Consider the following 12,617-nt stretch of genomic DNA (forward strand, 5'->3'; position numbering starts at 1 on the left):
CCGTTTACCGCGCCGGGCCCACCACCGACGCCCGCAACGCCTCGGCGGGCGCCAGCACCGGCTGCCAGCCCATCGCGCGCCCGGCCTCCTGCCAGTCGACACGCAGCGGCAGGGTGAGGCTTTCCAGCTCGCGCCGGCGCCCGATCAGCGTCCCGGCCAGGCGCAGCAGTCCCGGCGGGACGCTGACCAGCCGGGACGGCATGTCCAGGGCCGCCGCCATGCCGCGCACCAGCTCGGCGAGCGACCAGTCGGAACCGTCACCCGCGACGAAGGTGCGCTGCGCCGGCAACGGCCCGAGCGCGCAGGCGCCGAGGAACGAAGCCAGGTTGTCGACGTGGACGAACGAGCGCACGGCGCGGGCGGCGCCGAACGGCAGCGGCAGCCCGGAACGCACCAGCCGCACCAGCCGCGGGAAATTGCCGGGGCATCCGGCGCCGTACACCATCGGCGGGCGCACGATCACGAGCGCGGGGCCCTGCTCCGCGCAAGCCGCCGTGAGCTCCTGCTCCGCGGCCCACTTCGATCGCGCATAGGCTGCGGCGGGGCGCGCCGGGGAGTCGGCCCGGACGGTTTCGGCCGACCAGTTGCCATGCACGCCGATCGAGCTGACGAAGACGAAGCGGCCCACCCCCGCCGCGCGGGCGGCCGCGGCGGTCCGCACCGCGAGCTGCCGGTTCACCTCGTCGAACAGGTCGCGCCCGCGTTCGGACGCGACCTGCGTGTGCGCGCGTCCGGCCAGGTGGACCACCGCCGTGCAGCCGCGCAGCATTTCGGGCGTGGGCGGCCCTTCGCCCGTGGCCGCCACCTGCACACCGGCCCGTTCCAGGCCGGCCGGGGCCGTCCGCCCGATCGCAAGCACGGGGCCGCTCGCCGCGAGGAAACGCACCGTCGCGCCTCCGATGTAACCGCCCGCGCCCGTCACTGCGATCATGCGCCGGCCTTCCCCAGCAGCTGCAGGTAGGCGGTGGCAAGGGTGTCGTAGCCGTGGTGGCGCGCCACGTACGCTTCACCCCGCCTTCCCATGTCCGCCCGCTCGGCCTCCGGCATCTGCGCGAGCCGCGTGATCGCGGCGGCGATCGCCTTCGCGTCGCCGGGATCGATGGAGAAGCCGCAGCCGCATTCCGCCACGGGATCGTTGCCCGCGCGCACCGCGAACAGCACCGGCAGCGCGGCCTGCATGTAGTCGAACAGCTTGTTGGGGCTGACCCCGAAGCGGAAGATCGGCTCCGGCCGCAGCGAGATGTAGCCCGCGCTCGCCTCGCGCAGCAGGCGCTGCACCGCTGCCTTGGGAACCTGGTCGAAGATGCGCACGTGTCCCTGCAGGCCGAGCGCCTCGACCTGCGCGCGCAGTTCCGCCTGGAGCTCGCCGCGGCCCACGATCACGGCCGACGCCAGCCGGCGGGGGCCCTCTTCCGCCATCGCCTCCACCAGCGTGCTGACGTGGTTGGGCCGGCCCATCGCGCCGGCGTAGACGACGACGGCACGCCCCTCGGCGCGCCAGGCGCGGACCTGCCGCGCGGCCTCCGAATCGGGCAGCTCGCCCGGCGCGGACGCCGCGGCCACGCCGTTGGGGATGTAGTGCCAGCGCGCCGTGTCCAGGCCGGCGGCGCGCATGTGCTCCCGCGTGCAGGGAAGCAGGGAAACGACGTCGTCGGACGTGCGGTAGGCCTCCCGCTCCAGCCAGCCGGTGAAGCGCACCAGCGGATGCGAGGCCCGCACGCCGGCCAGTTCCACCAGGCTCAGCGGCCACAGGTCACGTACTTCGAACACGCAGCGGGCACCGAAGCGGCGCGCGAGCCTGCGGCCGGCGAGGAAGGCATACGGATGCGGCGAGGACGTGACGACGAGCGACGGGCGGCCGTGGTCGCGCGCGAGCCGGTCCGCGTGGCGGACCAGCTGGAAGCTGAAGGCCGCCATGTTGGCGATGCGCCCGAGCCCGTTGCCGCGATAGCGCGGCGTCGGCAGGAACTCGTAGGGGACGCCCTGCACGGACTCGCATCCCGCCGGCCGGGGCACGTCGAGCAGGTGGTGGTTCGCGGCCGTGAGGATCACGCTCGGCTGCCCGCGCGCGGCCCACTCGCGCGCCAGGTGGAACGGCCGGTCGTAGCGCCCGATGCCGGGCCCGCCCGCATACGGATGGATGTACCAGATGCTGCCGCCGGCGCTCATCCGGCCCGCACCTCGAACTTCTCGGCCCAGTGGGCCAGCACGCCGGCGCGGAACAGCATCGGCTCCATCGTCTGGCGCTGGCGGTCGCCGGCCGAACGCCAGGCGGCCAGCAGTTCGTCGACGCGCAGCCACTCCTGCAGGCGCGGCTTCGCGGCGGCGAGCGACTGCTGCATGCGTTCGCCCAGGGCGCCGCGCATCCACAGCGATTGCGGCGTGACGAAGCCCATCTTGTCGCGGCGGTCGAGGATCTCGTCCGGCACCAGCCCGCGCAGGGCGGTGCGCATCAGCGCCTTGGTGCGTCCCTGCCGCAGCTTGTGCTGCAGGGGCAGCGCCAGCACGAACTCGGCCAGGCGGTAGTCCAGGAAGGGAACGCGGCTCTCGATCGACCAGGCCATCGAATTGCGGTCCTCGTAGCGCAGCAGGCTGGGCACGCTGTACTGCCGCAGGTCCGCGACCTGGCGCTGGCGCAGCCCGCCGGGGGCGCCCAGCTGCACGCGCGAATCGCCTGCAGCCGCGGCGACCGCCGGGCCGAGCCAGTCCGACGCGGCGCCGAGCTTCGGCTGCAGGAAGCGGGGCATGTAGCGCAGGCCCTCGCGCCAGCGCAGGTAGCCGCGGTCGCCGTGCAGCGCCACCGACGCGGCTTCGCGGCCGGCGGCGACCAGCCGCCCGCGGCGCGCGAGCGACAGGATGTGGAACGCATAGAACTTCTTGTAGCCGCCGAGGATCTCGTCGGCGCCCTGCCCGTCGAGCAGCACGGGGATGCCGGTCTCGCGCGCCTGCTTCATCACGAGCCATTGCGCATAGATGCTGGCGGTGGAGAACGGCTCGTCCTGGTGCCACACCAGGTCGCCGAGCTCCGCGAGGTAGCCCTCTTCGGTCGGGACCGAGAAGTGCGGCTGCGCGCGCGCCCGTTCGGCGGCCATCCGTGCCCAGCGGGATTCGTCGAACTGGGGCTCCGGAAAGCGCGCGGTGAAGGTGTGGATGGACGACTGCTGTTCCTGCTGCCGCATCGCGCACACGATCGAGGAGGAGTCCAGCCCGCCGGACAGGCAGGCGCCCACCGGCACGTCGCTGCGCATGCGCAGCTGCACGGAGGAGCGGAACAGCTCGGCGAAACGCGCGCAGGCCTCGTCGAACGGGAGGTCCAGCTCGCGGGCCGGATCCAGTTGCCAGAACGGCACCGGCCGGACCTCCAGCGACTGCCCCGGACGCAGCACGGCATGGCAGCCGGGCGGAAACGCGGTGATCCCCTGGAAGAAGGTGGCGTCGTCGGTGTTCAGTGCGCCGTGGGCGAGGTAGTCGTGGATCGCCACCGGGTTCGCGGCGGGGCTGCCGCCCCAATGCGCCAGGATGCCCTTGATCTCCGAGGCGAAGGCGAGGACGCCGTCGCGCACGCCCAGGTGCAGCGGCTTGACCCCGAAGCGGTCGCGCGACAGCACCAGGCAGCGTTCGGTCCGGTCCCAGATCGCCAGCGCCCACATGCCGTTGAAGCGGCGGAAGCACTCCGTGCCCCATTCCGCATAGGCCGCGAGGATCACCTCGCTGTCGGAAGCGGAGCTGAAGTGCCGGCCGAGCGCGCGCAGCTCGTCGCGCAGTTCACGGTAGTTGTAGATCTCGCCGTTGTAGGTGAGCCAGTAGCGGCCATCCGCGTACGGCATGGGCTGGTGGCCGCCTTCGGTGCAGTCGATGATCGCCAGGCGGCGGTGGCCCAGCGCCACGATCGCCGGCGGTGCGGCGGCCGGGACGTCGGAGGCGAACGGCCCCGCACCGTCCGGCCCGAAGAAGGCATGGCCGCTGCCGTCCGGCCCGCGGTGGGCCTGCACGCGCGTCATCGCGAACACGTCGGAGAGGTCGGTCGGCCGGCCGGAGACCAGCCCCGCGATTCCACACATGGTGTTTCAGCTCCTGCAACGCTGGTAGACGTCGAGCAGCACATGCTGCTCGCGCTCCCAGTTGAATTTTTCGAGCACCGCGCGGCGCCCGTTCGCGCCCATGCGGCGCGCGCGCTCCGGATCGGCCGCGAGGGCCGACATGGCGGCGGCGATCGCCCGCGGGTCGCAGGGATCGACGCAGACGCCGCAGTCGTAGCGTTCCACGATGTCCTTCCACATCGGGAAGTCCGACGCGATGACCGGCAGCCCCGCCGACATGTACTCGAACAGCTTGTTGGGCTGCGAGTTCACGTGGTTCGGCTCGGGATGGAACAGCACGAGGCCGGCGATGCTGCGCGCCAGCACGGCGGCGACATCGGCGCGCGACAGCTGGCCGCGGTAGTCCACGTGCTTCCAGCCAGGCAGCGCCTGCAGGGAGGCCGCGAGCGCCTGCGTCTCCATCGGACCGGCCACCACCAGCGGCTGGCCCGCCAGCGCGCACGCCTCCACCATTTCGCGGGCACTGCGGATCGCCGAGATGCCGCCCACGTAGCAGAAGCCACGCCGCTCGCCGTCCGGCCCTTCGGGCGGCGGGGCGAGTTCGTCCATCATCGGATAGTTGTTGACGGTGGTGGTCTGCGGGTTGAGCCGGCGAAAGCGCTCGCCGATGAAAGGGGTGGCCGTCACCACCGCGCTCATCCGCTTGGCCGCGAAGTCCTCGAAGACCTCGAACACCCGCGCGATGACGCGGCGCGCGCGCACCGGGATCCACTCCTTCGACAGGATGTCGCGCGGCACGTCCTCGTGCGCATCGTAGATCACCCGCCGGCCGGCCGCCCGCATCAGCAGGGCGTACGGCAACAGGTCCGGATCGTGGAAGTGGTAGATGTCCGCGCCCTGGTGCAACGCGGCCCGCCAGGTCCGCCAGCCCAGCAGGGTGAAGCGGCCCAGGCGGCCGCCCGGCGGCGGCGACAGCGGCACGTGCCGCACCGCCGCGCAATCGGCGGGCATGTCGCCCTGGATGACGACGCTGACCTCGTGGCCGGCCGCAGCGGCCGCCCGGGCCTCCTTGCGGACGATGCGGATGTCGCCCGCGCGGTGGGCCGAGGAAAAGTGGCAGATGCGTGCCATCACGCGCCCTGCGGCCCCGCGGCCGCACGCAGCCGGCCGCCCTGCTGCAGCAGCAGCGAGGCGAAGATGACCAGCAGCCAGCCGCCGGAATTGAGCACCGTGGACAAGGGCATCTCGATCAGGCTCAGCACCGGCATCAGGCTCAGGCACAGGGCCGCGGGCGAGTTGCGGCACAGGTAGCGCAGCGCCGTGAAGAGGAAGGCGAACAGCACGGCGCCGGCCAGCACGCCGACATAGCCGAAATTGGCGAAGTCGTGGATGTAGGAGCCCGAGTTCAGGCTGCCGGTGAGCCCCCGCTCGCGCACCAGGTCTTCGTGATAGATCGCGTAGAGCTTGGTCGGCATGTGCTGGTATTCGCAGCCGAGCATCCTGGCCACGAGCCGGTAGCCGCAACCGTCCTCCCGGCGCTCCGGCTCTTCGTACTGGAAGTACCACTGGGCCGTGACCCGCGCCGGCACGATGAACAGGCGTTCGCGCACCGATGCCACGACCATCGCCCCCGGATAGTCCCCGAGGGAGGAGTCCGCGGTCGGGATGTCGCGCGGCTTGCGCATCCCCTTGCCTTCGACGAATTCCATCAGGCGGGCGACGTCCTCCCGCACCGGCGGACTGGACGACGTCCAGTTGATGCCGACGGAAACCACGATCAGCAGCGCCATCAGCGCGGCCTTCTTCCAGGCGCGCGTGAACGAGAAGTAGAAGACCAGCGGCAGCAGGAGGTACACCGAATTCGCCTTCACGAACAGCGACGTGGTGTAGAAGAGCCCCACCGCCAGCGCCGGGTAGAGCAGGCGCGAGCGGTATTGCGCGGCCAGCACCAGCAGGATCGGCCCGACGCCCTTGATCGCGTAGTCGGAGGCGTAGCGCTGCCAGCGCGCCAGGCTGTAGTAGCCCTCCTGCCGGATGCGCGCGATCTCATAGTCGTTGTCCGACCGATGGGCTTCGACCATCGGAAGGTAACCCAGCGTCGTCAGGTGCATCACCACGACGCCCGCGAAGAGGGCGAACAGCACGGCGATCATGATGCGCACGCCCCCGTCCGGCAGTGGCACCTGCTCCACTTGCGGCAGGCGGCGGCGCAGCAGGAACCAGAGCAAGACGTAGAGGCCGACGAACACTGCGCCGAACAGCAGCAGCGGCTGCACGAATTCCGGGTCCATGCGCGCGGCGCTGGCGTAGTAGTAGCAGGCGAACATCAGCCATCCGAGGCTCGCCGCGTAAAGCAGGAAGAGGCTGTGCTCGCGCAGCCCTTGGGAAGCGGCCCGTGACGTCATACGCCGGCGACGGCCCTCTTCACCTTGAGGGCGGTCCTGAGCAGCCAGTCGTTCGAGCGGTAGTCGGAGTAGTGCCGGTTCGGCTGCGCGAAGATGGCGTCGAGGTCCTGCGGGCGCACGCCCAGCTTCTTGGCGACGAACTCCTTGTCCTGCTGCTGCAGGGCCGCGTCGTAGGTGGGATGGGCGAGTTCGGCCAGCGCGGCCTCGCGGGTCATCTGGCCCGAGTTGATCAGGGAGGCGAGGTGGGCGCGCCGCTTGTCGTAGCCGAACTTCACCGGCAGGTAGTAGCCCTGGAAGAAGCGGGTGAACACGGACTCGTAGTGCTTGCCGCCGTAGTCCCGCCAGCCGAGCTCGGCCGCGATGGTCTTCTTCGCCTCGTCCTTGTTGTAGGGGATGTAGTTCAGCAGGCGAACGGTCTTGATGCCGCGCACGTAGGGATACCAGACGTACTGTGCGAAGAAGCCGATGGTCGGGTACTCGCGCAGGCGCATCGTGCCGAATCGGCGCGAGATGTCCATCAGCTGGCGCTTGTCGCTCGAGGAGTAGCCCCACGCCGGCGGCAGGATGAACTCGGTGGCGTAGTTGGTGCCGGAGAGGATGTACTTGATGCCGTGGCGCGCCGCCTCGCGGTAGAGGACGGCGGGAAAGGCATGGTCCGTCGGCGTGTCGCAATTGGCCACCGACGCCTTGAAGAAGGCCAGCTGCAGGTCGCGCATCTCCTCCCAGTCGACGACGTGCGTGTGCAAGTCGATGCCCAGCTTCTTGACGATGTTCTCGATGTTGTTGACGGCCAGCTCGGAGTTCCAGCCGCTGTCGAAATGCACGGCCAGCGGGCGCAGGCCCATCCTTGCCGCCGTGTAGGCGACGTAGGAGCTGTCCACGCCGCCGCTGAGGCCCATGATGCAGTCGTAGTCGCGGCCCTTGCCGGCTTCGCGCATGCGTGCGACCACGGCTTCGAGTTCCGCCTGGCGTTCGCCGCGCGAGGCGCGTTCCACGGTGGAGCGCACCATGGCGTCGTAGCTGCGGCAGTGGCTGCAGACGCCCTGTTCGTCGAACGTGATGTCGGGGTCCGACGTGTCCATGACGCAGCGGGAACAGATCTGGTAGGGGCGAGCGTTCATCGGGTGGTGGGGGAGAGCTGGAGCTGTGCCAGCGTCTCGGGAGGGGGATAGTTGATCAGGACGGCCCGGTGCTTGCCGTGGAAGACGAACATGCTGCCGGCGGCCGCGGCGGACACCCCGGCCTGGAGCGCTTCGCGGATGTGGTCCAGCGTGCCGGCGCCGCCGCAGGCGATCACCGGCGTGTCGACGGCGGAGGCGACCTTCTTGAGCAGGGCTGCATCGTAGCCGGACATGGTGCCGTCGCGGTCGATGGAGTTGACGAGGATCTCGCCGACGCCCAGTTCCGCCAGCTTCTCGGCGTGGCGCACGGGGTCCTCGCGGGTGTTGGTGCGGCCGGAATCGATCCACACCTCGTGCTTGCCGAACAGCGTCTTCTTCACGTCGATCGCGGCCACGATGCTGGAGCTGCCGAACATGTCGCAGCTTTCCTGCACGAGACGCGGGTTGCGGAACGCCGAGGAATTGAGGCAGACCTTTTCGACGCCCATGCGGTGCAGCTTGCGGATCTGGTCGATGGAGCCGACGCCGCCGCCGTAGCCCAGCGGCATGAAGCATTCGCCGGCGATGTCGGCGATGAGTTCGAAGTTCGGGTCGCGCTTCTCCACCGTCGCCGTGATGTCCAGCAGCAGCAGCTCGTCGACTTCCTTCTCGTTGAAGATCTTCACGGCGTTGACCGGATCCCCGACGTACTTGGGCTCGGCGAACCGGACGGTCTTGTAGAGGCCGCGCCCGCGCAGGAGCAGGCAGGGGATGACGCGCGGTTTCAGCACGTTTCGAACCTCTCGACGAAGTTGCGGTAGACCTGCAGCCCGTACTTGTGGCTCTTCTCCGGGTGGAACTGCAGCGACACGATGTTGTCCCGCGCCATGGCGCTGGTGAAGCGATGGCCGTAGTGGGAGCTGGCGAGCTCCAGGCCGGCTTCGTCCACGACCATGTGGTACGAGTGCACGAAGTAGAAGCGCATCGGCTGCGGGACGTCGCGGAAGATCCCGCCGCCTTCCGCCTCCGCCTGCACCGTGTTCCAGCCCATGTGCGGCACGCGCAGCGTCTGCCCCTCGGTCCCGCGGAAGCGCACCATGCGCGCGTTGATCCAGCCGAGGCCGGGTTGCACCCCTTCCTCGCTCGCCCTGCCCACCAGCTGCGCGCCCAGGCACACCCCCAGCAGCGGACGCCGCTGTTCGATCACGAGTTCGTTGAGCAGGTCCACCAGGCCGAAGCGGTGCAGGTTGCCCATCGCCTCGTCGAAGGCGCCCACGCCGGGCAGGACCAGCTTGGTCGCCGAACGCAGCACCTCGTGGTCGCGCGAGACCACCGCCTGCGCGCCGACCTTCTTCAGCATGTTGAGCACGGAGCCCACGTTGCCCGTGTCGTAGTCGACGATGCCGATCACCGCAATCCTCCAGCAAAGCTTCCACGCAGGCCGTGGCGCGCCAGGCGCCAACCCAGCGCGGCCGAAGCGACGGCCGCCAGCGCCATCGCCGGCGCCCAGCCGGCGACGCCCGCCTGCCCCCCCTCCACGCGGATCACCGCCAGCGCCGCGCAGGACGCACCGAACACCAGCCAGCCGGCCAGCAGTGTGCGCGCCAGCAGCCCGGCGGAGAAGCCGGAGATCCGGAAGATGGCGGCAAGGTACACGTGGTGGTACAGCACGTTGCACGCTGCGTAGACGGCCACGGCGACCACGCCGTCGCGCGTGAACCAGAACGTGGCGGCGAACGCCAGGGCGGTCACCGCATCCGACGTCAACTGCACGGCGAAGGAGACGCCCTGGCGCATGTTCACCTCGAACAGCCGCTCCGGCCATCCCGTCTGCACGGCGAGCCAGGCGGCGGGGGCCAGCACCATCGCGAACACGCCGGCGGTGCGCCAGCCCTCGCCGAACAGCGTGGCGAAGAGGGCATCGCCCCAGACCGCGCAGAACGCGAAGAGGGGCGCCAGCACCAGCAGGCCGGCACGCAGCAGGGTCACGGTGAGGTCCTGCAGCCGCGGGCTCCCCTTCAGCGCGACGGCCTCGCGGTAGAACACCTGGCTGAACGCGTTGGAAGCGAGCAGCGTCGGCGCGAGCAGGACGGTGCGGGACAGGCCGAAGAAACCGGCCAGTCCGACGGCGGCGAACGCGGAAAACGCATAGACGGGCGCGTCGCGCGCCACCGAACCGACCAGGCTGTAGGGCGTGTTGAACACGAGGAACTGCCGGTACTTGCGGGCGGCGGCCATGGCGGCGGCCAGTGAACGGCGGCGGAAGGCGGCGGAGATCTCCGCCGCCGCGGTGCGCCACACGAGGACGGCGCCCACCGCCTGGCCGGCCAGCTTGGCGATCACCAGGCCGAGCGACCATGTGCCCGCCAGGCCGAGGGCCAGGGCCGCCCCGACATAGGTCCCCTGGTTGGCGACGCCGGCGCCGGCCACTTGCCGGAAGGCGCGGCGCCGTGCCGCCAGGCCGGTGGCGAGCTGGAACACGGCGGTCGCCAGCACCATGAGGGGCAGCAGGGCCATCCAGGCCAGCGGAAGCTCCCGCCCCGTGACGGCGGCCACGGCCGGCACCGCCAGCCAGGTGAGCGCGCAGGTGGCCAGGGTGGTCGCAGCCATGAAGGCGACCAGCGCCAGCGCCTCGCCGTCGTCCGGCGGCAGCACCAGGGCCAGGTCCATCCGGCAGGTGGCCAGGACCGCCAGGCTCGCCGCGAGGCCCATGAACAGCGTCTGCAGGCCGAACGCCTCCGGCGTGTACAGGCGCGTCAGCACCGGCGCGGCCAGCAAGGGCAGCGCCTGCGCCATGACGGTTCCCGTCAGCATCGCAAGGGCGTTCGACCGGAAACTCACGCTACCCCAGCAGCTTCTGCAGGATCGCCTGGCTGGCTGCGCCGTCCCCGTAAGGGCGCGCCTCCGGGCCGGCGGGCGGGCGCGCGCCCCGCACGGCCGCCACGATGCGGCCGCGATCGGCCCCGACGAGCTGGTTCCAGCCGAGGTCGACGGTTTCGGTCCACTCCGTCTCGTCGCGCATGGTGACGCAAGGCACCTGGTAGAAGAACGCTTCCTTCTGGACGCCGCCCGAGTCCGTCACGACCACGCGGGCTGACTGCTCCAGCCGGACCATGTCCATGAAGGACAGCGGGTCGACCACCCGCACCTTGCCCAGGACGTCGGCCATGCCGCGCTCCCGGATGATGTTGCGCGTGCGGGGATGCACGGGCAGCACCACGGGCAGCTCCTCGGCAAGCTCGCCCAGCGCGCCCAGGATCGATGCCAGCCGCACCGGGTCGTCGGTGTTCTCCGCGCGGTGGCACGTGGTGAGGACGTAGCCGCCCTCTTCCAGCCCGAACCGCTGCACTGCATCGCTGCTGCGGCGCGCGAGATCGCGGTAGTACAGCGAGACATCGAACATGACGTCGCCCACGAGGTGGACGCCGTGCGTCATGCCTTCGTTGCGGAGGTTCTCCACCGCCACCTGCGTGGGGCAGAACAGCAGCGTCGACACGCGGTCGGCGACGATGCGGTTGACCTCTTCGGGCATCCGCATGTTGAAGGAGCGCAGGCCGGCCTCGACGTGCGCCAGCGGGATGTGCATCTTCACCGCGGCCAGGGCCGCCGCGAGCGTCGAGTTGGTGTCGCCGTAGACCAGGACCCAGTCGGGCTTCTCGTCGGCCAGCACGGCCTCCAGCGCCTGCAGCATGCGCCCGGTCATGGCGCCGTGGCCGCCACCGGAAATCTCGAGGTGGTGCGCCGGCGCGGGGATGCCCAGTTCCTCGAAGAACACGGCGGACATGTTGCTGTCGTAGTGCTGGCCGGTGTGGACCAGCACTTCCTGCACCCGCCCGGCAGCGTCGCCGCGGATGGCGCGCGAGACGGCGGCGGCCTTGATGAACTGCGGGCGTGCGCCGACGACGGTGACGATCTTCAATTCGTTGCCCTCAAAGGATACGGCGGAGCACGGAAACGACGCGTTCCATCTGCTCCTGCGTGAGGTCCGCACTCATCGGCAGGCTCATCACGCGCTCGCCGGCCCAGTGGCTGTGCACCGTCTCCGCGGCCGACGCGTCGTCGCGGTAGGCGGGCTGCCGGTTGAGCGAAAGCGGGTAGTGGACGGCGGTCGGGATGCCCTGTTCCTGCAGCGCCTTCTGCACCGCTTCGCGCCCTTCGACGAAGATCGTGTACTGGGCCCAGACGCAGTCGCGGTCCGGACGCACGGCGAGCAGGCCGGCGGTCGTGCCGGACTGCTGCAGCATCGCACGGTACTGGTCACCCAGCGCCAGGCGGCGTTCGATCTCCCATTCGAAGCGTTCCAGCTTCCCGAGCACCACCGCGCACTGGAGCGTGTCCATGCGGCCGCCCACGCCGACGCGCGTGTGGTAGTAGCGGCGTTCCTGCCCGTGCACACGGATCTCGCGCAGCGCCTTGGCCAGGCCGTCGTCGTTGGTGAAGATCGCGCCGCCGTCGCCGTAGCAGCCGAGCGGCTTGCTCGGGAAGAAGCTGGTGCAGCCGATGGTGGACAGGTTGCAGCTCTTGCGGCCCTTGTAGCTGGCGCCGAAGCTCTGCGCGGCGTCCTCGATGACCGGGATGTTGCCGTGGCGCGCCGCGATGGCGTTGATCGCGTCCATGTCGGCGACCTGCCCGTACAGCGACACCGGCATGATGGCCTTCGTGCGCGGCGTGATCTTCGCTTCGAGCTTCGTCGCGTCGATGAGGCAGGTGTCCGGCTCGATGTCGACGTAGACCGGCGTGGCGCCGGCCAGCACGATCATCTCCACCGTCGCGGCGAAGGTGAACGGCGTCGTGATCACCTCGTCCCCGCGGCCGATCCCGAGCGCAAGCAGGGACATCAGCAGGGCCTCCGTTCCGGAGGCGCAGCTGATGCAGTGCTTCGCGCCCGTCAGGGCGGCGAGCTTCTGCTCCATCTCGGCCACCTCGGGGCCCAGGATGTACTGGCCGTGGTCCAGCACCTTCTGGATGCGGGCGTCGATCGACTTCTTGAGGGCACGGTACTGCGCCTTCAGGTCGATGAACTCGATCTTTCCCGGGGAGGCTTCCTTGGGGACGGCATTCACTTGGGGGAT

The 12,617-nt window shown here is 70.4% G+C and carries 11 protein-coding genes; all 11 read right to left on the reverse strand.

Annotated elements, in window-relative coordinates; genetic code table 11:
- Positions 1-4 precede the first annotated feature (4 nt).
- From IM787_RS01645 to IM787_RS01695, 11 genes are read right to left on the reverse strand one after another with little or no spacing between them, the layout of a single operon-like run.
- A complete protein-coding gene (locus IM787_RS01645) occupies positions 5-931 on the reverse strand; it encodes an NAD-dependent epimerase/dehydratase family protein (protein ID WP_193674887.1) in 927 nt (308 codons plus the stop codon).
- Positions 928-2,169, reverse strand: a complete 1,242-nt coding sequence (locus tag IM787_RS01650) for a glycosyltransferase family 4 protein (protein ID WP_193674888.1) — start codon at positions 2,167-2,169, stop codon at positions 928-930. The genes IM787_RS01645 and IM787_RS01650 overlap by 4 nt, the downstream gene beginning before the upstream one ends.
- Positions 2,166-4,061: an asparagine synthase (glutamine-hydrolyzing) gene (gene asnB, locus IM787_RS01655; RefSeq protein WP_193674889.1), complete on the reverse strand. Its 1,896-nt coding sequence runs from the start codon at positions 4,059-4,061 to the stop codon at positions 2,166-2,168. Before asnB ends, IM787_RS01650 begins: the two co-directional genes overlap by 4 nt.
- A gap of 6 nt (positions 4,062-4,067) precedes the next feature.
- Positions 4,068-5,171, reverse strand: a complete 1,104-nt coding sequence (locus IM787_RS01660) for a glycosyltransferase (RefSeq protein ID WP_193674890.1) — start codon at positions 5,169-5,171, stop codon at positions 4,068-4,070.
- Entirely contained in the window at positions 5,171-6,445 is a 1,275-nt protein-coding gene (locus IM787_RS01665; RefSeq protein ID WP_193674891.1) for a hypothetical protein, read from the reverse strand. The genes IM787_RS01660 and IM787_RS01665 overlap by 1 nt, the downstream gene beginning before the upstream one ends.
- Complete coding sequence (locus IM787_RS01670; protein WP_193674892.1) at positions 6,442-7,566, reverse strand: N-acetyl sugar amidotransferase; 1,125 nt, start codon at positions 7,564-7,566, stop codon at positions 6,442-6,444. The genes IM787_RS01665 and IM787_RS01670 overlap by 4 nt, the downstream gene beginning before the upstream one ends.
- Complete coding sequence (locus IM787_RS01675; protein ID WP_193674893.1) at positions 7,563-8,336, reverse strand: AglZ/HisF2 family acetamidino modification protein; 774 nt, start codon at positions 8,334-8,336, stop codon at positions 7,563-7,565. Before IM787_RS01675 ends, IM787_RS01670 begins: the two co-directional genes overlap by 4 nt.
- Positions 8,330-8,956: an imidazole glycerol phosphate synthase subunit HisH gene (gene hisH, locus IM787_RS01680; protein ID WP_193674894.1), complete on the reverse strand. Its 627-nt coding sequence runs from the start codon at positions 8,954-8,956 to the stop codon at positions 8,330-8,332. The genes IM787_RS01675 and hisH overlap by 7 nt, the downstream gene beginning before the upstream one ends.
- Positions 8,953-10,386 carry a lipopolysaccharide biosynthesis protein gene (locus IM787_RS01685; protein WP_193674895.1) on the reverse strand — a complete coding sequence of 478 codons (1,434 nt, stop codon included), beginning with the start codon at positions 10,384-10,386 and terminating at the stop codon, positions 8,953-8,955. Before IM787_RS01685 ends, hisH begins: the two co-directional genes overlap by 4 nt.
- A 1-nt stretch (position 10,387) precedes the next feature.
- A complete protein-coding gene (wecB, locus tag IM787_RS01690; RefSeq protein ID WP_193674896.1) occupies positions 10,388-11,464 on the reverse strand; it encodes a non-hydrolyzing UDP-N-acetylglucosamine 2-epimerase in 1,077 nt (358 codons plus the stop codon).
- 10 nt (positions 11,465-11,474) lie between these two features.
- Positions 11,475-12,572, reverse strand: coding sequence for a DegT/DnrJ/EryC1/StrS family aminotransferase (locus IM787_RS01695; RefSeq protein WP_193675492.1), 1,098 nt, complete (start codon positions 12,570-12,572; stop codon positions 11,475-11,477).
- Positions 12,573-12,617: the final 45 nt, after the last annotated feature.

Source organism: Ramlibacter pallidus (genome assembly GCF_015070875.1).
Classification (GTDB): Bacteria; Pseudomonadota; Gammaproteobacteria; order Burkholderiales; family Burkholderiaceae_C; genus Ramlibacter; species Ramlibacter pallidus.

Coding starts and splice junctions, on each gene's coding strand:
- IM787_RS01645 (WP_193674887.1), bottom strand. CDS start 931: ATGATCGCAGTGACGGGCGCGGGCGGTTACATCGGAGGCGCGACGGTG.
- IM787_RS01650 (WP_193674888.1), bottom strand. CDS start 2,169: ATGAGCGCCGGCGGCAGCATCTGGTACATCCATCCGTATGCGGGCGGG.
- asnB (WP_193674889.1), bottom strand. CDS start 4,061: ATGTGTGGAATCGCGGGGCTGGTCTCCGGCCGGCCGACCGACCTCTCC.
- IM787_RS01660 (WP_193674890.1), bottom strand. CDS start 5,171: ATGGCACGCATCTGCCACTTTTCCTCGGCCCACCGCGCGGGCGACATC.
- IM787_RS01665 (WP_193674891.1), bottom strand. CDS start 6,445: ATGACGTCACGGGCCGCTTCCCAAGGGCTGCGCGAGCACAGCCTCTTC.
- IM787_RS01670 (WP_193674892.1), bottom strand. CDS start 7,566: ATGAACGCTCGCCCCTACCAGATCTGTTCCCGCTGCGTCATGGACACG.